Annotated in this window: 19 protein-coding genes; 9 read left to right on the forward strand and 10 right to left on the reverse strand. The window is 74.0% G+C overall.

Annotated features, from left to right (window positions below; all coding sequences use genetic code 11):
* Positions 1–171: 171 nt before the first annotated feature.
* On the reverse strand, positions 172–1,830 hold the full coding sequence (locus BM064_RS24000; protein WP_092865200.1) for an electron transfer flavoprotein-ubiquinone oxidoreductase: 1,659 nt from the start codon (positions 1,828–1,830) through the stop codon (positions 172–174).
* A 341-nt stretch (positions 1,831–2,171) separates the two neighbouring features.
* Between BM064_RS24000 and BM064_RS24005 the strand changes: the two genes are divergently transcribed.
* Genes BM064_RS24005 through BM064_RS24015 form a run of 3 tightly spaced genes read left to right on the forward strand, consistent with a single transcriptional unit; the run spans position 2,172 to position 4,203 of the window.
* Entirely contained in the window at positions 2,172–3,125 is a 954-nt protein-coding gene (locus BM064_RS24005) for a uracil-DNA glycosylase (protein WP_092865203.1), read from the forward strand.
* Positions 3,122–3,691, forward strand: coding sequence for a molybdenum cofactor biosynthesis protein B (gene moaB / locus BM064_RS24010; RefSeq protein ID WP_092865206.1), 570 nt, complete (start codon positions 3,122–3,124; stop codon positions 3,689–3,691). Before BM064_RS24005 ends, moaB begins: the two co-directional genes overlap by 4 nt.
* Positions 3,688–4,203, forward strand: coding sequence for an NUDIX domain-containing protein (locus BM064_RS24015; protein WP_245779274.1), 516 nt, complete (start codon positions 3,688–3,690; stop codon positions 4,201–4,203). Before moaB ends, BM064_RS24015 begins: the two co-directional genes overlap by 4 nt.
* Before the next feature lie 412 nt (positions 4,204–4,615).
* On the opposite strand, the gene BM064_RS24020 is transcribed toward BM064_RS24015, so the two are convergent.
* From BM064_RS24020 to prfA, 3 genes are all read right to left on the reverse strand, one after another.
* Complete coding sequence (locus BM064_RS24020) at positions 4,616–5,317, reverse strand: DUF4167 domain-containing protein (RefSeq protein ID WP_092865209.1); 702 nt, start codon at positions 5,315–5,317, stop codon at positions 4,616–4,618.
* Positions 5,318–5,550: 233 nt separating this feature from the next.
* On the reverse strand, positions 5,551–6,411 hold the full coding sequence (prmC, locus tag BM064_RS24025) for a peptide chain release factor N(5)-glutamine methyltransferase (protein WP_092865212.1): 861 nt from the start codon (positions 6,409–6,411) through the stop codon (positions 5,551–5,553).
* A complete protein-coding gene (prfA, locus tag BM064_RS24030; protein ID WP_092865215.1) occupies positions 6,408–7,457 on the reverse strand; it encodes a peptide chain release factor 1 in 1,050 nt (349 codons plus the stop codon). The genes prmC and prfA overlap by 4 nt, the downstream gene beginning before the upstream one ends.
* 106 nt (positions 7,458–7,563) lie before the next feature.
* Between prfA and BM064_RS24035 the strand changes: the two genes are divergently transcribed.
* Positions 7,564–7,872 (forward strand): hypothetical protein, encoded by a 309-nt coding sequence (locus BM064_RS24035; RefSeq protein ID WP_092865218.1) that lies wholly within the window; start codon positions 7,564–7,566, stop codon positions 7,870–7,872.
* On the opposite strand, the gene BM064_RS24040 is transcribed toward BM064_RS24035, so the two are convergent.
* On the reverse strand, positions 7,834–8,319 hold the full coding sequence (locus tag BM064_RS24040) for a DUF1499 domain-containing protein (RefSeq protein ID WP_092865221.1): 486 nt from the start codon (positions 8,317–8,319) through the stop codon (positions 7,834–7,836). The genes BM064_RS24035 and BM064_RS24040 overlap by 39 nt on opposite strands.
* Position 8,320: 1 nt before the next feature.
* Complete coding sequence (gene ispG, locus BM064_RS24045; RefSeq protein WP_092865224.1) at positions 8,321–9,478, reverse strand: flavodoxin-dependent (E)-4-hydroxy-3-methylbut-2-enyl-diphosphate synthase; 1,158 nt, start codon at positions 9,476–9,478, stop codon at positions 8,321–8,323.
* Between the two features lie 309 nt (positions 9,479–9,787).
* Here ispG and speB point away from each other — a divergent pair, with 309 nt between their 5' ends.
* The 4 genes from speB to BM064_RS24060 all read left to right on the forward strand — a co-directional run bounded on the left by speB (position 9,788) and on the right by BM064_RS24060 (position 13,768).
* Entirely contained in the window at positions 9,788–10,738 is a 951-nt protein-coding gene (gene speB / locus BM064_RS24050; RefSeq protein WP_092865227.1) for an agmatinase, read from the forward strand.
* Positions 10,739–11,202: 464 nt separating this feature from the next.
* Entirely contained in the window at positions 11,203–12,558 is a 1,356-nt protein-coding gene (locus BM064_RS24055) for a helix-turn-helix domain-containing protein (RefSeq protein WP_092865230.1), read from the forward strand.
* Positions 12,559–12,884: 326 nt separating this feature from the next.
* Complete coding sequence (locus BM064_RS27660; RefSeq protein ID WP_177236389.1) at positions 12,885–13,052, forward strand: hypothetical protein; 168 nt, start codon at positions 12,885–12,887, stop codon at positions 13,050–13,052.
* A gap of 200 nt (positions 13,053–13,252) precedes the next feature.
* Positions 13,253–13,768: a hypothetical protein gene (locus BM064_RS24060; protein ID WP_092865233.1), complete on the forward strand. Its 516-nt coding sequence runs from the start codon at positions 13,253–13,255 to the stop codon at positions 13,766–13,768.
* Positions 13,769–13,775: 7 nt separating this feature from the next.
* Here BM064_RS24060 and BM064_RS24065 read toward each other — a convergent pair whose 3' ends face one another.
* Positions 13,776–14,735, reverse strand: coding sequence for a 2-hydroxyacid dehydrogenase (locus BM064_RS24065; protein WP_092865236.1), 960 nt, complete (start codon positions 14,733–14,735; stop codon positions 13,776–13,778).
* A gap of 134 nt (positions 14,736–14,869) precedes the next feature.
* Positions 14,870–15,325 (reverse strand): GatB/YqeY domain-containing protein, encoded by a 456-nt coding sequence (locus tag BM064_RS24070; protein WP_092865239.1) that lies wholly within the window; start codon positions 15,323–15,325, stop codon positions 14,870–14,872.
* Positions 15,326–15,858: 533 nt separating this feature from the next.
* Here BM064_RS24070 and carA point away from each other — a divergent pair.
* Positions 15,859–17,043: a glutamine-hydrolyzing carbamoyl-phosphate synthase small subunit gene (carA, locus tag BM064_RS24075; protein ID WP_092865242.1), complete on the forward strand. Its 1,185-nt coding sequence runs from the start codon at positions 15,859–15,861 to the stop codon at positions 17,041–17,043.
* Between the two features lie 120 nt (positions 17,044–17,163).
* Here carA and BM064_RS24080 read toward each other — a convergent pair whose 3' ends face one another.
* Both BM064_RS24080 and BM064_RS24085 read right to left on the reverse strand, forming a co-directional pair.
* Positions 17,164–17,982 carry an SDR family NAD(P)-dependent oxidoreductase gene (locus BM064_RS24080; RefSeq protein ID WP_092865245.1) on the reverse strand — a complete coding sequence of 273 codons (819 nt, stop codon included), beginning with the start codon at positions 17,980–17,982 and terminating at the stop codon, positions 17,164–17,166.
* 273 nt (positions 17,983–18,255) lie between these two features.
* On the reverse strand, positions 18,256–19,956 hold the full coding sequence (locus BM064_RS24085) for a calcium-binding protein (RefSeq protein WP_092865248.1): 1,701 nt from the start codon (positions 19,954–19,956) through the stop codon (positions 18,256–18,258).
* Positions 19,957–20,068: the final 112 nt, after the last annotated feature.

The raw sequence follows: 20,068 nt of genomic DNA on the forward strand, positions 1-20,068 counted from the left end.
GGACGCCCCGGGGGACGCCCTGAGGCGCGCCCGGCCCTCCCGCGCCCGTCCGGCCGGCGCGCCTCGCCGCTCCGGCGGGTCCCGGCGGGCGGACGCCCCGGCGGCGGCGCGACGAAAAAGGGCGGGACCTCGCGGTCCCGCCCTGCGGTCGTGCGCGGCCGCCGGCGCGGCTCACATGTTGGGATAGTTCGGCCCGTCGCCGCCCTGGGGCGTGGTCCAGTTGATGTTCTGGGCCGGATCCTTGATGTCGCAGGTCTTGCAGTGCACGCAGTTCTGGAAGTTGATCACGAACCGCGGGTTCGATCCGTCGTCGTCCGCGACCACCTCGTAGACGCCGGCCGGGCAATAGCGCTGCGCGGGCTCGGCGTATTTGGGCAGGGTCCAGGCGATCGGGATCTCGGGATCCTTCAGCTTCAGGTGGCAGGGCTGGTTCTCCTCGTGATTGGTGTTCGCGAAGGAGACGTTGGTCAGCCGGTCGAAGCTCAGCTTGCCGTCGGGCTTGGGGTAGTCGATGGGCTTGTAGTGGCGGGCGCGGCGGGTGGCCTCGGCGTCGGACTTGCCGTGGCCCAGCGTGCCCATCAGCGTGCCGCCGAAGAGGGTCGAGAACCACATGTCCACGCCGCCCAGCGCGAGACCGCCCATCAGCCCGTACTTCGACCACAGCGGCTTCACGTTGCGCACGGGCTTCAGGTCGGCCGCGATCGGGCCGGTGCGCACGTCCTCCTCGTAGGCCGTGACCTCGTCGCCCTGCCGGCCCTCGCCGATGGCGGCGAAGACGGCCTCGGCCGCGGCCTTGCCCGAGAGCATGGCGTTGTGGTTGCCCTTGATCCGGGGCACGTTGACCATGCCCGCCGAGCAGCCCAGCAGCGCGCCGCCCGGGAAGGTCAGCTTGGGCATCGACTGCCAGCCGCCCTCGGTGATCGCGCGGGCGCCGTAGGCGACGCGCTTGCCGCCCTCGAGCAGCTCGGCCACCGCGGGGTGGTGCTTCAGGCGCTGGAACTCCTGGTAGGGGCGCAGGTAGGGGTTCTGGTAGTTCAGGTGAACCACGAAGCCGATGAAGATCTGGTTGTTCTCGGCGTGGTAGATGAACGACCCGCCGCCGGCGTTGTCGCCCAGCGGCCAGCCCATGGTGTGGGTGACTGTCCCCTCCTTGTGCTTGGCGGGGTCGATCTCCCAGATCTCCTTCATGCCGAGGCCGTATTTCTGCGGCTCGCGGCCCTCGGCGAGGCCGTATTTGTTGATCGCCACTTTCGAGAGGCTGCCGCGCACGCCCTCGGCCAGCAGCACGTACTTGCCGCGCAGCTCCATCCCCGGCTCGTAGCCGTCGCCCGGCGTGCCGTCGGGGTTCTTGCCGAACTCGCCGGCCACCACGCCGACCACTTCGTCGTTCTCGCCGTAGACGAGCTCCGAGCAGGACATGCCGGGGAAGATCTCGACGCCGAGCGCCTCGGCCTGCTCGGCCATCCAGCGGCAGACGTTGCCCATCGAGACGATGTAGTTGCCGTGGTTGTTCATCAGCGGCGGCATCGGGAAGTTGGGGATCTTCACGTCCCCGTTCTCGCCCAGCAGCAGGAAGCGGTCGTCGGTGACGGGCGTGTTCAGCGGCGCGCCCTTGGCCTTCCAGTCGGGGATCAGCGCGTCCAGCCCGCAGGGATCGAGCACCGCGCCCGAAAGGATGTGCGCGCCGACCTCGGAGCCTTTCTCGAGCACCACGACGTTCAGCTCGTCTCCGCCCAGCTGCTTGAGCCGGATCGCGGCGCTGAGGCCGGCCGGCCCCGCGCCGACGATGACGACGTCGACGTCCATGGTTTCGCGTTCGATCTGGCTCATGTCTGGCTACCTCGTCTCGTGGCTCGTGCGCGGAGGCCGGGCCGCCGAAAGGCGGGGGTCCGCCGCCCGGCCCCGCCGGCGGATCGGCGGGAGCGGACGCAATTCTCTCGGGCCCCGGCGCGGGCCGGGGCAGGGTCGTCTCCGGGGTTAATGACCGCTCGGCAAGTCGTCAACAGGCTGCCGAGGGGCCAGCGCGCCCGTGACGCAACGGTGGGGCGAAGGGGCGCGGAGTCCAGTCCTGCGCCCCCGTGACGACGCGGTGCAGGGCGGGACGCGGCGCGCGCAGGCCGCGACCGAGACCCCGCTTCCGCCGACCGGCGCGGCCGGGTTAGGAAGGGTCCATGGACAACGAGGCGAACACGGGCGCAAGCGTCGGCGCAGGCGGGGGCGCGGGCGGCCCCCTGTGGCAGGCCGCGGGGCGCGAGGCGCTGCTGGCGGCGCTTGCCTTCCAGCTCGAATGCGGGGCGGACGAGCCCCTGTCGGAGACCCCCTGCGACCGCTTCGCCGAGACCGCCGCCGACCTCGCCGCGCGGGCCGAGCGGGCGGCGCAGGACGGCGAGGGGCGCGAGGGGGCCGGCGCCGCGCCGGGCGGGGCGGCGCGCTCCCGCCCGCCCACCCCGCGCGCCGCCCCGCCCGGCGCGGCCCCGGCCCGCGTCGGTCCCGAACCCACGCCGGAACAGGCCGCGCGCGAGGCGGCGGCGGCGTGCCGGACGCTCGAGGCGCTGCACGAGGCGATCCGGAGCTTCGAGGGCTCGCCCCTCAAGAAGGGCGCGCGCAACACGGTGATCGCGGACGGCCATGCCGCGGCCCGCGTGATGATCGTGGGCGAGGCGCCGGGGCGCGACGAGGATCGGCTCGGGAAACCCTTCGTCGGCCGGTCCGGCCAGCTCCTGGACCTGATGCTGGGGGCGATCGGGCTCGACCGCGCCTCGGCCGAGCCCGAGACCGGCTGCTACATCACCAACGTCGTCTACTGGCGCCCGATCGAGAACCGCCGGCCCGCCGGCGACGAGGTCGCGATGCTGGCCCCGTTCCTGGAACGCCACGTGGCGCTGGCGAAGCCGGAGTTCCTGGTGCTGATGGGCGCCTCCCCCGCCCAGGCGCTGCTGGAGACGACCATGGGCATCACCCGCCTGCGGGGGCGCTGGCGGGTCTGGAACGGGGTGCCCTGCCTGCCCACCTTCCATCCCGCCTACCTGCTGCGCCAGCCCGACAAGAAGCGCGAGAGCTGGCGGGACCTGCTGTCGCTGCGCGCCGCGCTGGACGGCGCGAAACCCTGGGAGGACCAGACATGACCCCCCCCGACGCCGACGCCTCCGCTCACGGCGGCCCTGCCGAGCGCGCCTTCATCCCGCTGCGCATCGCGGTGCTGACCGTCTCGGACACCCGCACCGCCGCCGACGACCGCTCCGGCGACACGCTGGCCGCGCGGATCGAGGCGGCGGGGCATTCGGTGGCCGCCCGCGCGATCGTGCCCGACGACCGCGCCGGGATCGCCGAGGCCCTGCGCGGCTGGATCGCCGACCCCGCCGTGGACGTGGTCATCTCCACCGGCGGCACGGGCCTGACGGGGCGCGACGTGACGGTCGAGGCCCATCGCGACGTCTACGAGAAGGAGATCGACGCCTTCGGGACGGTGTTCGCTGTGGTCTCGATGGGCAAGATCGGGACCTCCGCCGTGCAGTCGCGCGCCTGCGGGGGCGTGGCGGGGGGCACCTATCTCTTCGCGCTCCCCGGCTCTCCGGGCGCCTGCCGGGACGCGTGGGACGAGATCCTGCAGGCCCAGCTCGACTACCGCCACAAGCCCTGCAACTTCGTCGAGATCATGCCCCGGCTCGACGAGCACATGAGGCGCAAGTGACCCGCCATCCCGGCCCCCTCGGCCCCGCGCAGGGCGACCCGGACGAGGCCTTCGCCCTCGCCGCCCCCTGGGAGCGTCCGGGCGAGGAGGCCGCCGCCGCGGTCTACGCCGTGGACGAGGCCGGCCGCATCCTGATGCAGCTTCGCGACGACCTGCCCGGCCTCGCCGGCGCCGGGCGCTGGTCGCCCTTCGGCGGCGGCGTCGAGCCGGGCGAGACCCTGCGCGAGGCCGCCGTGCGGGAGTTCCTGGAGGAGACCGGCCTGCACCTCGCCCCCAGGGGGCTGGTCCCCTGGGCGCGCGCGATCTCGGGCCGGGCGAGCCGGATGCGCCTCTACACCTACCTCGCCCGCCTGCCGGCGCCGGCGGAGGCGATCCGGCTGGGCGAGGGCGCGGGCTTCGCCCTGTGGACCCCCCGCCAGATGCGCGCGATCCCCCTGACCCAGGCCCTGGCCGAGGCGAGCCTCGCGCTGGCCGGGCGCATCGAGGCCGGCACGCTTCCCCCGCTGGACTGAACCGCCTTCCGCCGCAGGGCCTCCCGACGCCGGTCGGAGCCGCGCCGCCCTGGGTCTCTCAAGGAAGATCGCCCCCGGGCTCGCCCGGCGGGACGCCGCCGCGCATTCGCCGCAGCAGGGGCCGGCGCTGGACGCGGCCGGGCGGGGGAGGGCGTGCGGATCGGGCAGGCCGCGCCCGCAACGCGCCGGGCGGAGGGCCCGACGCACGAGCCGCCCCGGACGAGGGCGCGGCCGCCCTTCTGGCCCCTCGCCGGGCGTCAAGCGCCAGGCGTCAGGCGACGCGCCCCACGTCCGGGGGCGGCGACGCGGAGCGGGGGCGGGCGGCGCCGAGGCGATCCGCCCCACCCCGAAACGCGAACCGCCCGCGCCGGGAAGGCGCGGGCGGGGATCAGGGTCGCGGCGGCGTCGAGCTTCAGCCGGAGACCGCGGCGGCGTCGGCGTCGCCCTTGGGCTCGTCGCTCGCCTGGGCCTCGCCGTCGGCGGGCTTGTCACGGCGGGTGCGGCGACGGCGGGCGCGGGGACGGGGCGCCTCCTCGGGCGCCTCGGGCGTCGCCACGAGGGAGGAGCCGTCGTCCGGGCCGTCGGACTCGATGGTCTCCATCCCGGCGGAGGCCTCTGCCTCCTTGGCGGCGTCGGACTTGCGGCTGCGCTTGCCGGCGCCCTCGGGCTTGCCGCCCTCGGCGCGCGGGGCGTCGTCCCGACGGCTTTCGGACCGGCTCTCGGCACGGCTTTCCGCGGGCGCGGCCTCGGGCTGCTCGCCGGACGGCTGGGGCTGGCGGCCCTCGTCGTCGTCGCGGCGGGCGTGGCCGTTCATGTGCGGCTGCTGGCCCGACGGCTGGTTCTGCTGCTGGTGCGCCTGCTGCTCCGCCTGGGCGGCCGACAGCAGCCGCAGGTAGTGCTCGGCGTGCTGCAGGAAGTTCTCCGCCGTCACGCGGTCGCCCGCGGTCTGGGCGTCGCGAGCGAGCTGCTCGTACTTGTCGATGATCTGCTGGGGGGTGCCGCGCACCTTCCCTTCGGGCCCCGCGCTCTCGAAGACGCGGTTGACCACGTTGCCGAGGCCCTTGGGCCGGTTGTTCTTGCCGCGGTTGCGGTTCGACTTCTGCGATGGTCTCATGTGCGTCCGGTTCTCTGCCCGATCCATGCCCAGCCGATCCCCCGTCCGGGGGCGTCGGCCGGTCACCGTGGCGGTTCGGGGCCAGAGACCCGCCTTCCGCGACTACGATGCGATTGGCTGTTCGTCACGCCCGCAGCCTGCAAACCCCTCGCGCAGGGGGCGTCTCCGACGAACACGACTGAACTTATATGCGCTTGGGGCCCCGGCGCAAGGGCGCGGCGCCCGGATTTCATTCAAAATCGCCCCGGATGCTCCGATGCGCGGCGGAATTCCAACGCGCGGGGCCGCTCGTCGAGGTCGCGATGCGCCGCCGCCAGCGCGAAGCCGCGCTCGGCGAAGATCGCGGCGACGTCGTCTTCCTGCCCGGCGCCGATCTCCAGGATAGCCCGCCCCCCCGGCGCCAGCGCGCCCTCCAGCCCCGCGGCGATGGCCCGGTAGGCGGCCAGCCCGTCGGCCCCGCCGGAGAGCGCGGCGAAGGGCTCCCAGCCGCGCACCTCGGGCTCCAGCGCCTCCACCTCCTGCTCGGGGATGTAGGGGGGGTTGGAGACCACCAGCTCGAAGCGCCCGCGCACCGCGTCGAACCAGTCGCCCGGCTGCAGGTCGGCGCGCCCCGCGACGCCCAGCGCCTCGGCGTTGCGCCGCGCGACCGCCAGCGCCCCGGCCGAGCGCTCGACGCCCAGCCCCGAGGCGCAGGGCCATTCCGCCAGCAGCGTCAGCAGGATGCAGCCGGAGCCGAGCCCCAGGTCGAGCACCCGCCGCGGAGCCGGCCCCGCCAGCGCGGCGGCGATCAGGGTCTCGGTCTCGGGGCGGGGGTCGAGCACGTCGGGGCCGACCTCGAAGCGGCGGCCCCAGAACTCGCGGCTGCCCATGATCTGGGACATCGGCTGGCGGGCGATGCGCTTGCCGAGGCCCGTGGCGAAGCGGGCGGCCTCGTCCACGCCCGGCGGCTCGTCGAGGCGGGCGGCGAAGGCCGCCGCCTCCAGCCCCGAGGCCCAGCGCGCCAGCAGCCGCGCGTCGCGGGCGGGATCGCCCACGCCGGCCTCGGCCAGCAGGCGGATGGCGTCCGACAGCAGGCCCGCGCGGGTGGCGCTCATGCCTCCATCTCCGCGAGCCGCGCGGCCTCGTCGGCCTCGGTCAGGGCCGCGACGATCTCGTCGAGGTCGCCCGCCATCACCTCCCCCAGCCGGTAGAGCGTCAGGTTGATGCGGTGGTCCGTCACCCGGCCCTGCGGGAAATTGTAGGTCCGGATCCGCTCCGAGCGGTCGCCCGAGCCGACCTGGCCCTTGCGCGCCGCCGCCCGCGCCGCGTCCGCCTCGCGCCGCTGCAGGTCGAACAGGCGCGCGCGCAGCACCTCCATCGCCCGGGCCCGGTTCTGGTGCTGGGACTTCTCGGAGCTGGTCACGACGATCCCCGTGGGCAGGTGGGTCAGCCGCACGGCCGAGTCGGTGGTGTTCACGTGCTGCCCCCCCGCGCCCGAGGCGCGCATGGTGTCGATGCGGATGTCCGAGGCGGGGATCTCGACGTCCGTCTCCTCCGCCTCCGGCAGCACCGCGACGGTGGCGGCCGAGGTGTGGATGCGCCCGCCGCTCTCGGTCGCGGGCACGCGCTGGACGCGGTGCACCCCGCTCTCGTGCTTCAGCGCGGCGAAGACGCCTTCGCCGCGCACCGCCGCCACCGCCTCCCGGATCCCGCCCAGCTCTGTCGCGCTCTCCTCCAGTAGCTCGAAGCGCCAGCCGCGGGCCTCGGCGAAGCGGGCGTACATGCGCAGGAGGTCGGAGGCGAAAAGCGCGGCCTCCTCCCCGCCCGTGCCCGCCCGGATCTCGAGGATCGCCGGCCGCGGGTCGGCGGCGTCGCGGGGCAGGAGGGCGCGGCGCATGGCGGCCTCGGCCTCGGGCAGGCGGCGGCGCAGCTCGGCCAGCTCCTCCTCCGCCAGGGCGCGCATCTCGGGATCGGCGAGCATCGCCTCGGCCTCGGCCTTCGCGGCCTCCAGCGCCAGGAAGGCGCGGGCCTGCTCGGCGACGGGGCGCAGCTCGGCGTAGTCGCGCGACAGGGCGGCCACGTCGCCCCTGCCCTCGGCGAGGGCGGCTTCGAGGTAGTCGAACCGGTTCAGGATCTGGTCGAGGGCGTCGCGCGCGATCATGGCGACGTCATCGCTCCCGGCGCCTTGGGCGTCAAGCCGGGGGCGCGCGGCGCAGGGTCCGCGAAAAGCGCTTTGGATCGGCCCCGCGCGCGCCTATCGTAGAGGCATGCGGAGGTTCCGACCGATCCTGGCCGCGCTCGCGGCCCTTGCGCTGCCCCCGACCGCCTTCGCGCAGTCGGGCTGGACGCCGCCGCCCGCCAAGGACGGCTTCGCCTATCCCGACTGCTACTGCACCAATCGCGGCGAGCGGGTGGAGATGGGCGGCCGGGCCTGCATCCGCATCGGCTCGGTCGAATACACCGCCGTGTGCGGGATGTCGCTCAACAACCCCGCCTGGCGGAAGGTCGAGGACGGCTGCGCGCCCCAGCCCGGCGCCTCACTGCTCGAGCGGCTTGAGCAGGCCGAGCCAGGTTGAGACCCGCTCCGCGTTGACCCCGAAGTCCGACTTGCCGTAGCGCGAGCGCGACCAGATCGCCAGCGTCGAGCCCCCCGCCGCCGGCAGCGCGCGCACCGAGACGTAGTCCGGGAAGCCGAACACCAGGCTGCGCTGGCGATAGGTCATGAAGCCCTCCGCCGGGTCGCCCGCGATCCGCTCGACCCGCGGCTGGGCCAGCACGGCGGCGTCGAAGGCGACCGCCAGCTCGTCGGGCGGCACGGAATAGCTGGGCGCCTGGCCGTCGGGCGTCCCCGCCGCCCCCTCCGGCGCCGCGCGCCAGGAGTTGTCGGAGGGGCCGACGTCGGCCGCCATCGGGTCCACGTGCCAGGCCGCGGGCGTGTCCGGCGCGAGCCGGATCGCCGCCGCGGCGCCGGCGGCCAGCACCAGCACCGCCAGCACGCCGCCCGTCAGGATGCGCGAGGGCATGCTACTGCGCCGCCTGGCCGGCGGAGGCCGCCTCGGCCCCCGCGTCCGCCTCCTGCGCGGCGCGCTCGGCCTCCAGCGCCTCGGCCTTCTGTTCCACCAGGTCCACGATGTGGTCGATCATCTCGCCGTTGCCGATCTTGTGATCCGCGACGCCGGAGAGATAGACCATGCCCGAGCCCGCGCCGCCGCCGGTGAAGCCGATGTCGGTCTCGCGCGCCTCGCCCGGCCCGTTCACCACGCAGCCGATGATCGAGAGGGTCATGGGCGTGGCCACATGCTCCAGCCGCTCCTCCAGCATCGCGACCGTCCTGATCACGTCGAAGCCCTGCCGCGCGCAGGAGGGGCAGGAGATGATGGTCACGCCCTTGTGGCGCAGGTTGAGGGACTTGAGGATCTCGTAGCCGACCTTCACCTCCTCGACCGGATCGGCCGAGAGGCTCACGCGCAGCGTGTCCCCGATCCCCATCCACAGCAGGTTGCCGAGCCCGATCGCCGACTTGATCGAGCCCGACACGCGCCCCCCCGCCTCGGTCACGCCCAGATGCAGCGGCGCGTCGGTCGCGTCCGCCATCGCCATGTAGGCCGCGGACGTCAGGAACACGTCGGACGCCTTCAGCGAGATCTTGTATTCGCGGAAATCGTTGTCCTCGAGCAGCCGGATATGGCGCAGCCCGCTCTCGACCATCGCCTCGGGGCAGGGCTCGGCGTAGCGCTCCAGCAGGTCGCGCTCCAGCGAGCCGGCGTTCACGCCGATGCGGATCGAGCAGCCGTGGTCCTTGGCGGCCTTCACCACCTCGCGCACCTTGGCGTCGGAGCCGATGTTGCCCGGGTTGATGCGCAGGCAGGCGGCGCCGGCCTCGGCGGCCTCGATGGCGCGTTTGTAGTGGAAGTGGATGTCCGCGACGATCGGCACGGGGCTGGCCGCGACGATGGTCTTCAGCGCCTTCGTCGAGTCCTGATCGGGGCAGGAGACGCGCACGATGTCGGCGCCCGCCTCGGCGCAGGCGCGCACCTGGGCGATGGTGCCCCGGATGTCGGTGGTCAGCGTGTTGGTCATGGTCTGGACCGAGATCGGGGCGTCGCCCCCCACCTCGACCTTGCCCACGCGGATCTTGCGGCTGGGGCGTCGGGCGATGTCGCGCCAGGGTCGGATGCTCATGCAGGTCGTCCTCGTCCGGTCGCGGGTCCTGGCCGCGCGACTCCATGGCCGGTCGCGCCGCAACATAGGCGCTCGCCCCGCTCCTGACGACCCCCATGCGCGCCGCAGCGGCGGCTTCACCGCTGCGTTCGTGCCCCCGCCCGTCGCGAAAGTTCGCGCCCGTCCGCGGCCCGGGCCTCCGGCTCGTTCGCCGCCGGACCCCGGCCCGCGGAGGGCGTCCCTCCGCCGCGCCCCGGCGCTTGCCTGCGGAATTGAAGCGCTCTTCCCTCCGGGGCAGGGTGAAGTCCGCTCCAACCGAAGGACCCCCCGATGTCAGACGACGGCGAGACGCTGGATTTCTCCGACCCGATGCAGCGCCCGCGCTTCGCCGGGATCGCGACCTTCTTCCGCCTCCCCTGGCAGGAGGATTTCGAGGTCTCGCCCCCCGACATCGGCGTCATCGGCGTGCCCTACGACGGCGGCGTCACCAACCGCCCCGGCGCCCGCCACGGCCCGCGCGAGGTCCGCTCCCAGTCCACGCTGATCCGGCGCATCAACCAGGCCACCGGCGCCAGCCCCTTCGAGGCCAAGCGCATCGCCGACCTGGGCGACGTGATCATCGCCAAACCCTACGAGCTGACCGGCGCCCATTCCGAGATCCAGCGCTTCTACGAGCGCGTCGTCGCCGCCGGCATCCGGCCCCTGTCCTGCGGGGGCGACCACTCCGTCGCCCTGCCGATCCTGCGCGCGGTGGCCAGGGAGCGTCCCGTCGCCCTGATCCAGATCGACGCCCATGCCGACACCGGCGACAACTACATGGGCTCGCGCTTTCACCACGGCGCGCCGTTCAAGGTGGCGACGGACGAGGGGCTGCTGGACCCGAAACGCTCGGTCCAGATCGGCATCCGCGGCTCCCTCTACGACCGCGACATGTGGAAGTTCTCCCACGACGCCGGGATGAAGGTCGCCTACATCGAGGAGGTCGAGGAGAAGGGCTGGCGCAAGGTCATGGCCGAGGCGCTGGCGTTCGCCGGCCCCGGCCCGGTCTACGTCTCGGTCGACATCGACAGCCTCGACCCCGCCTTCGCGCCCGGCACCGGCACGCCCGAGGCGGGCGGGCTGACCATGCGCGAGCTGATGGGCATGATCCGGATGCTGAAAGGGCAGGAGATCGTGGGCGCCGACCTGGTCGAGGTCTCGCCCCCCTTCGACGTCGGCGGGCTGACCGCGATGAACGGCGCCAACGCGATGTTCGAGCTGCTCTGCGTGATGGCCGAGTGAGCGTCCGGCGGCGCGGGGCGGAGGCGCCGCCGCTCCCTGCGGGGCGATCCTCCGCGTCGCGCCGCCCTCGATCCCCGTCGCGCGCGGCCTGCCGGGGCGGCGGAGCCGGGCTGCGGGAGGCGGGGCGATTCTCCCGCGGGGCCGTATCGCTCCGGGACAGGCCGCGCGACGCTGCGGCGCCCGTCCCGGGCGACGCCGGGGCGCCCGTCCCGGGCGACGGCGCGAGGGGCCGCGGCGCGAAAAACCCCGCGGCGTGTCGCCAGGGTCACGGGCCGCGCGGGCGGATTTCTTAACCCTGTTTTCACCAAAATCGGTTTGATTCCATGACTGGGCCCGGGTTTTAGCGCGCGAATCGTAAAATTCAGGGTAAGGTCCGCAGTGCGCGCGAACGGTTGCGGCTCTCGTGCGCGGCGACTAGAGAAGCGCGCGAACGCGTCACCATCTGCGGCAGGGCAGAGCAGGCGATGGACACCGACCACCCCACCGCGCTGCGCGGGTTCGATTCCTACGAGGTCCGGCTCGGCGACGAGCTTCGGGGCCACCGTGCGACGCTGGGCAAATCCTTGCTCGACGTGCAGCGCGAGCTCCGGATCAAGGCCTCGTATATCGATGCGATCGAGAACTGCGACGCGTCCGTGATCCCCAACAAGGGGTTCGTGCCCGGCTACGTGCGCGCCTACGCGCGCTATCTGGGGCTCGAGGCCGACCTGATCTACGCGCGCTTCTGCGCCGAGAGCGGATTCGTCGGCCAGACCACCCGCGCCAACACCCCCGGCGCCGCCCCCGCGGGCGGCTTCCGGCTGGGCGGCGGGCTTGGCGCCTCCGGCGCCGCCCCGCGGCGTCCGGCCGCCGACCCGGCGCTGTCGCGCTCCCATTTCGCCGCCCCCGTGGGCCGCGCCCGGCCGGTGGGTCTGGGCGTGTCGCTCTCGGACCTCGCCTCGGTGCTGGTGCTCGCCGGCCTGATCGGGGGCCTCGGCTACGGCGGCTGGGCGCTGGTCAAGGACATCCAGCGCGTCGACTTCGCCCCCTCGAACGAGACCCCGGTCACCGCCGAGGCGCCGCCCAACGTGGCGCTGCCCGGCTTCGACGCCCAGGCCGCCCCCGGCGGCTGGCCGGGCCTCGACGTCGCGCCGCGCCGCGACTGGGACCCCCGCAAGGAGGCCGCGCTGGCCGAGCTCTACGCCCCGCGCGAGATCGCGCCGCCGGTGGTGGAACTGCGCGACGGCCCGATCGCGGCGATCGACCCGTCCTCCTCGGGCCTCTACGCCGGCCCGCGCGTCGGCCCGCATGCGGGCGCCGCCCCGCTCGCCGTGGCCTCGGCCGAGACCGGTCCCCTCCAGGGCCCCGCGGCCCCCGCGACGGGGGAGGCGGCGAACCTCTCCGTGTCGCTGCCCGTCGCCTCCGCCCTCGCCGGCCTGCCGGCGCAGCCTCCGGCCGAGGCGGGCGCGCTGGTCGCCTCGGCGGGCGATCCGACCCTGCCGCGCCCCGCGCCCGGCGCCCCCGCCGCCGCGCTCGACGCGGCCGAGGGGGTGTGGCTGGTGGTCACCGATCCCGCCTGGGTGCAGGTGAAGGCCCGCGACGGCTCGATCCTGGTGCAGCGGATCATGGAATCCGGCGAATCCTGGCAGGTCCCGCTCGACGAGCCGGGGGCCGAACTGCGCGCCGGCAACGCCGGCGGCGTCTGGGTGCAGGTCGACGGCGCCCTGCACGGGCCCCTCGGGCGGCCCGGCGAGGTGGTCAAGCGCATCTCCCTCGCCCCCGCCCGCGTCGCCCAGGACTGGCCGACCGCCGGCGCGCCGCAGGCGATCTCTCAGAACTGACCCGGCGCCCGCGCCAGCCCGCATCCAGGATGAACGCGGCATGACCGAGGACGTCGTGGCTCCCGCGGCCGGACGTCGGGCGAAAACCGCAATCCGTTCAGGCGGATGACCGGGATTCGGGCCGCCCCGCGCCGCGCCCGGCGCCGGATTTCCGCCCCGAAGCCGCCCCGCGCCGAGCCCGAAATCGTCCCGGCTCGTCCGATTTCCCGCCCGAAAGCCGCCCTCTCGCCGCGTCATCGTCCTTGGCAGACGCCGCCCCGCACGGGCGGCGACGTCGGAGGGAAGCCGGAGCCCCGGCCGCCCGTGCGAACAGAGAGGACACCGAGATGACCCGTCATGCTCCCATCCTGCGCCGCGCCGCCCTGCCGCTGCTGGTCCTGGCCGGCCTCGCCGCCGCCGCCTGCGCGCCTGTTGCGCCCGCGGTGCCCGAGTCCACCGCCGAGCAGGGCATCTTCCTGACCCCGGCCTACCCGGACTACCAGAAGACCTACTGAGCGCGTCCCGGCCCCGCCGGAGCCGGTCCGACGCCCCGGCCGCGCCCCCGCGCGGCCGGGGCGTCCGCCTGTCCGGCCGGCGCGCGGCGCCGACGTAGAGTCATCCGCCGTTCAGCCTTGCGGCGAGGACCCCGTTGCCGCCAAGTGGCGACGGACCCGCCCGCGGATCCCGACCCGACGCTGATCAACGGACTGTTTTCATGACTCGATTTCCGGGCCTCGCCCACGCCCGCTCCCGTCGCCTCGCCGCGCTGGCGGCCCTCGCCCTGCTCGTCCCCGCCCTCTCCGCCTGCGCCGGGCGCGGCGCCGAGCCGGTGGCCGGCGAGAGCGTGACCAACGCCTACCGCATGGGCGGCATCCGCTTCGACAACGAGCGCGGCGACGAGAGCATCTTCTTCGCCGTCGCCCGGCTGCGCGAGGAGAACGGCATGACCGCGGTCTGCGGCGCCTACGGCATCAGCGGCGCGCGCGACTTCGCGATCTTCGGCATCGACCGCCTGCCGGCGGTGCTCGACCGCGTGCGGGTGCAGTTCGACGGCGAGACCTTCATGTGGGACGCCGCGCGCTTCAACGGTCCCCACCCGGTGGGCGAGATCAAGGAGATCATCGGCGTCTCCGCCAACTGCCTGCGGCTCGACCGGCCGTGGCAGGCGGAGTACGCCGACCGCGACAAGCTGGTGGTCGACATGCCCAACCGCATGTATTTCCTGGACTGAGCGCCCCTCAGACCACCGGCTCCGGCAGCTCGCGCCCCGCGAAGAAGGCGTCGAGGTTGGCCACGCACTTCATCCCCATCGCCTCCCGCGTCGCGCGGGTGGCGGAGCCGAGATGCGGCAGCAGCACCACGTTCTCGAGCGCGCGCAGCGCCTGCGGCACCTTCGGCTCCTCGACGAAGACGTCGAGGCCGGCGCCGGCGATGCGGCCAGCCTGCAGGGCGGCGATCAGCGCCGGCTCGTCGACCACGTCGCCGCGGGCGGTGTTGACCAGGTAGGCCTCGGGCTTCATCCGCGCGATCAGCTCGGCCGAGATCAGGTTGCGGTTCTCGGCCGAGGCGGGGGCGTGGACCGAGATCACGTCCGCCTCCGCCATCAGCTCATGCAGCTCGCGCCGCTCCGCCGGCATCCCGGGATCGACCTCGGAGCGGTTGGCGTAGAGGATCTTCATCCCGAAGCCGTGGTGCGCGCGCGCCGCCGTCGCCCGCCCGATGCGGCCCATGCCCACGATGCCCAGCGTGGCGCCGGTGGGGTCGCGGCCCAGAAGCTGGGTCGGCGTCCAGCCGTGCCACTCGCCCGCACGCACCATCCGCTCGCCCTCGCCGCAGCGGCGCATGGCCATCAGGATCAGCGACATCGCGATGTCGGCGGTGGCGTCGGTCAGCACGCCCGGCGTCGAGCTGACCCGCAGCCCCGCGGCGCGGGCCGCGTCGAGGTCGATGTGGTTGGTCCCCACCGAGAAGGTCGCCACCATCTTCGCCCGCGGCGCGGACCCGATCGCGGCCGCGTCGATGCGGTCGCCCACGGTGCACAGCACCGCGTCGGCCTCGGCGAAGGCCCGGGCCAGCGCGGCGCGGTCCATCTGCGCGTCGTCGGCGTTCAGCGCCGCGTCGAAGCGCGACGACAGCTCCGCCTCCACCGCCTCTGGCAGGCGGCGGGTGACGACGACGCGGGGTTTCTCAGGGGACATGCGGCGCTCCGGGTCCGGGAAGGGTCGGGGAGCCGCAGGCTAGGCGGGCAGGGGCCGCAGGGAAAGGGGCGCGCGAACGCGAAGGCCCGGCCGAGGGGCCGGGCCTTGGGGATTTCGGCGGGACGCGAGGGGCGTCAGGCGAGCGCGCTGCGCACCTCGGCCCCGCATTTGCACACGTCCATGCGGCCCGAGTAGCGGCGCTTGAGCTTGGTCATCACCGCGCCCATGTCGCGCAGCGAGCTGGCGCGGGTCTCGGCGATTGCGGCGGCGATGGCCGCGCGCATCTCGTCGTCCGACAGCGGGCGGGGCAGGAACTCGCGGATCACCTCCGCCTCCCGGCACTCTTCCTCGGCGAGGTCGAGCCGGCCGGATTCCTCGTAGCGCCGCACGCTGTCCTCGCGCTGGCGGAGCATCTTGACCAGAATCTCCTGGACCTCCGCGTCGTCCAGCGCGCCGCCCGCCTCCTCGTCGGCGGCGCGGGCCGCCTCGCGGTCCTGGATGGCCGCGCAGATCAGGCGAAGCGTGCTGAGGCGCGTCGCGTCCTCGGCTTCGGTCGCGTCGCGAAGGGCCGCGATGATGCGGTCACGCATGTAGGGCTCCCGTAGCGGGGATGAACTGGGCGCTCAACTTACCCCAAGCCGGCCGAGTCGCCAATGCGGCGAAAATTTGGCAAGCCTTTGATTTCATTCCGATCCTGCAATGCAGCATCCGAGTCGCACTCCGCACACGCCCGTGGACCGATTCCACGGGCCGTCGTCGTCGCCTGCTGCGCCCTCGGCCGCGTCTTCGGCCGGTCCCGGGGGCGGGTCGTCTTCTGCCGCCCGGGGCTGCTCGTCCGGGCTTTCGGCGGCGGGAACGCGCCGCCGCAGGGAGGGAGTGTAGCGCACCCGCGCGGCTTCGCCAGCGTCGGCGCGCGTCTCCCGGGCTCGCGGGGGCGCAGGCGCCCCCCGCATCGCCTGCCGCGGGGTCGTCTCTCGTCCGCGCCGGGGGCGGAGGAGGGCGCTTCGCCCTCGCCGCGCCTTGACGCGCCGCAGCGCCGGACATAGCTTCCGCGCGCTTCGGAATCCCCCGCAACCCGATCCCGCGGTCCGCCTCACCGGGCGGGCCCTGCAAGGAGGCCGCCATGTCGCCCGCGACCCCGACCGCCGCACGCCGCGACGCCGCCGATCTGCCCGTTCCGCCGGGCGCCACGGCCTGCATCGCGCTCTCGGACGGAACGGTCCTGTTCGGGCGAGGCTTCGGCGCGCAGGGCGAATCGGTCGGCGAGCTGTGCTTCAACACGGCGATGACCGGGTATCAGGAAATCATGACCGATCCCTCCTACGCGGGGCAGGTCGTGACCTTCACCTTCCCCCATATAGGAAACGTCGGCGCGAATTCCGAGGACGACGAGACCGACCAGCCGGTGGCGCTGGGCATGATCGCCCGCTGGGACCCGACCGCCCCCTCGTCCTGGCGCTCGGCCGAGCCGCTGTCGACCTGGCTCGCCAAGCGCGGCCGGATCGGGGTGGGCGGCGTCGACACCCGCCGCCTGACCCGCGCGATCCGCCTCAACGGCGCGCCGCATGTGGCCATCGCCCACAGCGCCACGGGCGACTTCGACCCCGCCGCCCTGGTCGAGAAGGCCCGCGCCTTCGCCGGGCTCGAGGGCGCCGACCTCGCCAAGGACGTCTCCTGCGCCCAGTCCTACCGCTGGGACGAGACCCGCTGGGCCTGGCCGGGCGGGTTCCCGAAACGCGAGGGCGTGGGCCGTCGCGTGGTCGCCGTCGACTACGGCGCCAAGCGCAACATCCTGCGCTGCCTCGCCTCCGCCGGCTGCGACGTGACCGTGCTGCCCGCCACCGCCACCGCCGAGGAGGTGCTCGCCCACGATCCCGAGGGCGTGTTCCTCTCCAACGGCCCGGGCGATCCGGCGGCGACCGCGGTCTACGCCGCGCCGATGATCCAGGGCGTGCTCGACAAGGGGCTGCCGCTGTTCGGCATCTGCCTCGGCCACCAGATGCTGGCGCTGGCGCTGGGCGGCAAGACCGTGAAGATGTCCCACGGCCACCACGGCGCGAACCACCCGGTGAAGGATCTCGAGACCGGCAAGGTCGAGATCACCTCGATGAACCACGGCTTCGCCGTCGACGCCCAGAGCCTGCCCGCCGGCGTGGTCGAGACGCACGTCTCGCTCTTCGACGGCTCCAACTGCGGGATCAAGGTCGCGGGCAAGCCGGTGTTCTCGGTCCAGTATCACCCCGAGGCGAGCCCGGGGCCGATGGACAGCCACTACCTCTTCGACCGCTTCGTCGCCTCGATGGGCTGAGGCCCCCCGGGGATCGAGATCTGCGGACCGCAGACGCAGGGCCGCCCCCCGACGGGGGCGGCCTTCGCGTTTTCGGTTGCAGGCGAGCCCGAGTTGACAGCTGTCAACTCCGGGGCGAGCTCACAGCGCCGGCAGGTCCAGCGGGTCGAGGATCGAGCGGCCGCCGTCCACGTCCACGATCTGCCCGGTGACGAATCCCGCGGCGGGGGAGGCGAGGAACAGCGCCGCCTCCGCCGCCTCGGCCGCGTCGCCGATCCGGCCGAGCGGCGTGGCGCGCACGATGGCGGCGCGGGATTCGGGTCTTTCGCGCAGCGACTCGCGCATCGCCGCCGTCATCAACGAGCCCATGGCGACCGCGTTCACCCGGATGCCCTCGGGCGCGAGCGCCACGGCCATGGAGCGGGTCATCTGCTCGATCGCCGCGCAGGCGACCGAGTAGGCGATGGTCTTGGGGGCCGCGCGCCGCGCCGCCACCGAGCTGAGGTTGACGATGGCCCCGGTCGAGGCGCCGGCCGCCGGCGCCTCGGTCGCCTCCTCGCGCTGGGCGATCATCCGCCGCGCCGCCGCCTGGCAGAGCTGGAACGAGACGCGCACGTTCAGATCGAAGCTCTTGCCGATCTCGGCGGCGTCCATCTCCAGCAGGTCGCCCGGCTCGATCACCCGCATGGCGTTGGCCAGCACGTCGACCCGGTCGTAGGCGTCGAGCGCCGAGGCCATCAGGTTCTGCACGCCCAGCGCGGCCGAGAGATCGGCGGCGAAGGCCTGCGCCTCGCCGCCCTCCTCCCGGATCCGCTCCACCGTCTGGGCCAGCGAGGCCTCGTCCCGGTCGCAGGCCATGACCCGCGCCCCGGCGGCGGCGAACTTCAGGGCGATGGCCCGGCCGACGCCGCGTCCCGCCCCGGTCACCACCGCGGTCTTCCCCTCCAGCGCCTGCGGCATGAAGCTCCCTCATCGCAGCCAGGTTCGGAGCGCACCCTAGCCGCGCGCGGGCCGGAACGGAACGCCCCAAACGGCGAGGCGCCGCCGCGACGCGCGAGGTCGCGGCGGCGCCCGGAGGGGGCGACGAAGGCGCCGCCCCGGGAGAGCCGGGGCGGCGGGGCGCCGCCTGGAGAATGCCGGGGGCGGCGGGGCGCCGCCTGGAGAATGCCGGGGGCGGCGGGGCGCCGCCTGGAGAATGCCGGGGGCGGCGGGGCGCCGCCCCCCGGGGAAGCCTCAGAGGACGAACCAGCTCTCGACGGCCGTGCCGCCGGTCGCGAGCTCGACGACGAGGTCGGCCGCGCCGTCGCCGTCCACGTCGCCCTCGATCCGCTGCACGCGGCCCAGGTCCACGGCCCGCAGCTCCCCCGCGTCGCCCGAGAAGGCGGCGTAGCCGATGAAGCCGAAGGCGTCGTCCTCGGCGCTGGAGGCGTCGGCGTCGATCCGGGCGAGGTGCACGAGGTCGCCCAGGCGCGCCCGGAAATCCTCGACCACGTCCACGACCTCGGCGTCCGGCGCCATGAAGACGAAGCGGTCCGCGCCCTCGCCGCCGATCATGCGGTCCGCGCCGCGGCCGCCGACCAGCCGGTCGTCGCCGTCGCCGCCGTCCATCGCGTCGGCGCCGAAGCCGCCGGCCATGCGGTCGTTCCCGTCGCCGCCGAACATCCGGTCGGCGCCGCCGCCGCGGTAGAGGACGTCGTCCCCCCGGCCGCCGCGCATCACGTCCTCGCCGCGCCCGCCGTCGAGCGTGTCGTCGCCGGCGTTGGCCTTGAGGATGTCGTCCCCGTCGCCGCCCTCGAGCGTGTCGTCGCCGCCGTAGCCGATGATCGTGTCGTCGCCGCCCCAGCCGGCCAGGAGGTCGGCCGTGGGGCCGCCGAGGATCAGCTCGTCCTCGTCGCCGGGGGCCTCGACCTGTTCGGCGCCCACGAACTCGTGCAGCACGTAGATCGCGGCGCGGTGGTCCTCGACGGACTGCGCCCAGTCGTTGACGCCGGCCGAGGTTGCGGGAACCCGCTCGTAGCCCAGCCCGTCGGGCGTCAGGGCCAGCGCCTCGTCCACCCAGTCGACGCCGCTGCCGACGTCGTTGATGCCGTCGCCGTTGCGGTCCCGGCCCCAGGCGAGGTCGTAGAGCGTGCGCGTCACCGCCTCGAGGTCCGAGGGGTCGCCGTCGATGTCCTGGTACCAGCGCACCCAGACGTCGCCGAAGGTCGCCTTGCGGTCGTAGTCGAAGGCCTCGCCGCCGTCCTGGAGGAAGCTGTAGTAGTCCACCGTCGTGGTCGGGCCGGAGCTGTCGACCTCGTTGACCTCCATCAGCGTGTGGGCGGTCAGCACCGCGTCGATGTCGACCGGCACGAACTTGTTGAACACGCCCGCCAGCAGGCCGGTGGGGTTCCAGCCCGTGGCCAGCAGGTCCTGCAGCTTCGCAGGCAGCTCGGAGGCGTTGGCCTGCGCCTCGGTCCACGAGGTCGCGCCGCCCGCCGTCATGATCAGCTTGTAGAGGGCCAGACACTCCCGCGGGCTGTCGATCAGCACGCCGTCGACCGCGATGCGCCCGCTCGGGTCGGCCGCGATCTCGGTCCCGGCCTCGATCTTGCCGAGCGCCTCGTCCAGCGCGTTCTCGACCACCGAGTCGGGGGAGCGGATGATGTTCGCCCGCTCCAGCTCGACCTCCTGCACGTAGGGCTCGAGCGCGGGGGGGACTTCCCAGTCGCCCTCGGTCCCCTCCACCAGGTGGATGGGGAACAGCTCGCCCGTCTCGGGGTTCCAGCCGATCGGAATCGGCTGGCCGTTCTCGTCCAGCACGGGCGCGCCGTCGCCGCCGCCGTCCGACGGGTCGAAGTCGCGCGTCAGCACCCAAAGGTCGCCGTAGAGGTCGCCCGTCCCGCCGGAGCCGCCCGAGCCGTGAGAGGCCGTATCAACCATGATCCTCACCATCATTTTTCGGGACGCCGTCGCGGGTCCCTTTGGCTGCATCCTGCCGACGGCGGCGAGTCGCGCCTTGATTCATGTCAAAACCGGAATGTGTTTCCCGGAAACCGTGCGGGCAGGG

It is taken from the genome of Albimonas pacifica (genome assembly GCF_900113695.1).
GTDB classification, from domain to species: Bacteria; Pseudomonadota; Alphaproteobacteria; order Rhodobacterales; family Rhodobacteraceae; genus Albimonas; species Albimonas pacifica.

Coding starts and splice junctions, on each gene's coding strand:
- carA (WP_092865242.1), top strand. CDS start 15,859: ATGTCGCCCGCGACCCCGACCGCCGCACGCCGCGACGCCGCCGATCTG.
- BM064_RS24035 (WP_092865218.1), top strand. CDS start 7,564: ATGCGGAGGTTCCGACCGATCCTGGCCGCGCTCGCGGCCCTTGCGCTG.
- ispG (WP_092865224.1), bottom strand. CDS start 9,478: ATGAGCATCCGACCCTGGCGCGACATCGCCCGACGCCCCAGCCGCAAG.
- BM064_RS24065 (WP_092865236.1), bottom strand. CDS start 14,735: ATGTCCCCTGAGAAACCCCGCGTCGTCGTCACCCGCCGCCTGCCAGAG.
- BM064_RS24060 (WP_092865233.1), top strand. CDS start 13,253: ATGACTCGATTTCCGGGCCTCGCCCACGCCCGCTCCCGTCGCCTCGCC.
- BM064_RS24070 (WP_092865239.1), bottom strand. CDS start 15,325: ATGCGTGACCGCATCATCGCGGCCCTTCGCGACGCGACCGAAGCCGAG.
- BM064_RS24055 (WP_092865230.1), top strand. CDS start 11,203: ATGGACACCGACCACCCCACCGCGCTGCGCGGGTTCGATTCCTACGAG.
- BM064_RS24000 (WP_092865200.1), bottom strand. CDS start 1,830: ATGAGCCAGATCGAACGCGAAACCATGGACGTCGACGTCGTCATCGTC.
- BM064_RS24005 (WP_092865203.1), top strand. CDS start 2,172: ATGGACAACGAGGCGAACACGGGCGCAAGCGTCGGCGCAGGCGGGGGC.
- BM064_RS24085 (WP_092865248.1), bottom strand. CDS start 19,956: ATGATGGTGAGGATCATGGTTGATACGGCCTCTCACGGCTCGGGCGGC.
- BM064_RS24040 (WP_092865221.1), bottom strand. CDS start 8,319: ATGCCCTCGCGCATCCTGACGGGCGGCGTGCTGGCGGTGCTGGTGCTG.
- moaB (WP_092865206.1), top strand. CDS start 3,122: ATGACCCCCCCCGACGCCGACGCCTCCGCTCACGGCGGCCCTGCCGAG.
- BM064_RS27660 (WP_177236389.1), top strand. CDS start 12,885: ATGACCCGTCATGCTCCCATCCTGCGCCGCGCCGCCCTGCCGCTGCTG.
- prfA (WP_092865215.1), bottom strand. CDS start 7,457: ATGATCGCGCGCGACGCCCTCGACCAGATCCTGAACCGGTTCGACTAC.
- BM064_RS24020 (WP_092865209.1), bottom strand. CDS start 5,317: ATGAGACCATCGCAGAAGTCGAACCGCAACCGCGGCAAGAACAACCGG.
- BM064_RS24080 (WP_092865245.1), bottom strand. CDS start 17,982: ATGCCGCAGGCGCTGGAGGGGAAGACCGCGGTGGTGACCGGGGCGGGA.
- speB (WP_092865227.1), top strand. CDS start 9,788: ATGTCAGACGACGGCGAGACGCTGGATTTCTCCGACCCGATGCAGCGC.
- prmC (WP_092865212.1), bottom strand. CDS start 6,411: ATGAGCGCCACCCGCGCGGGCCTGCTGTCGGACGCCATCCGCCTGCTG.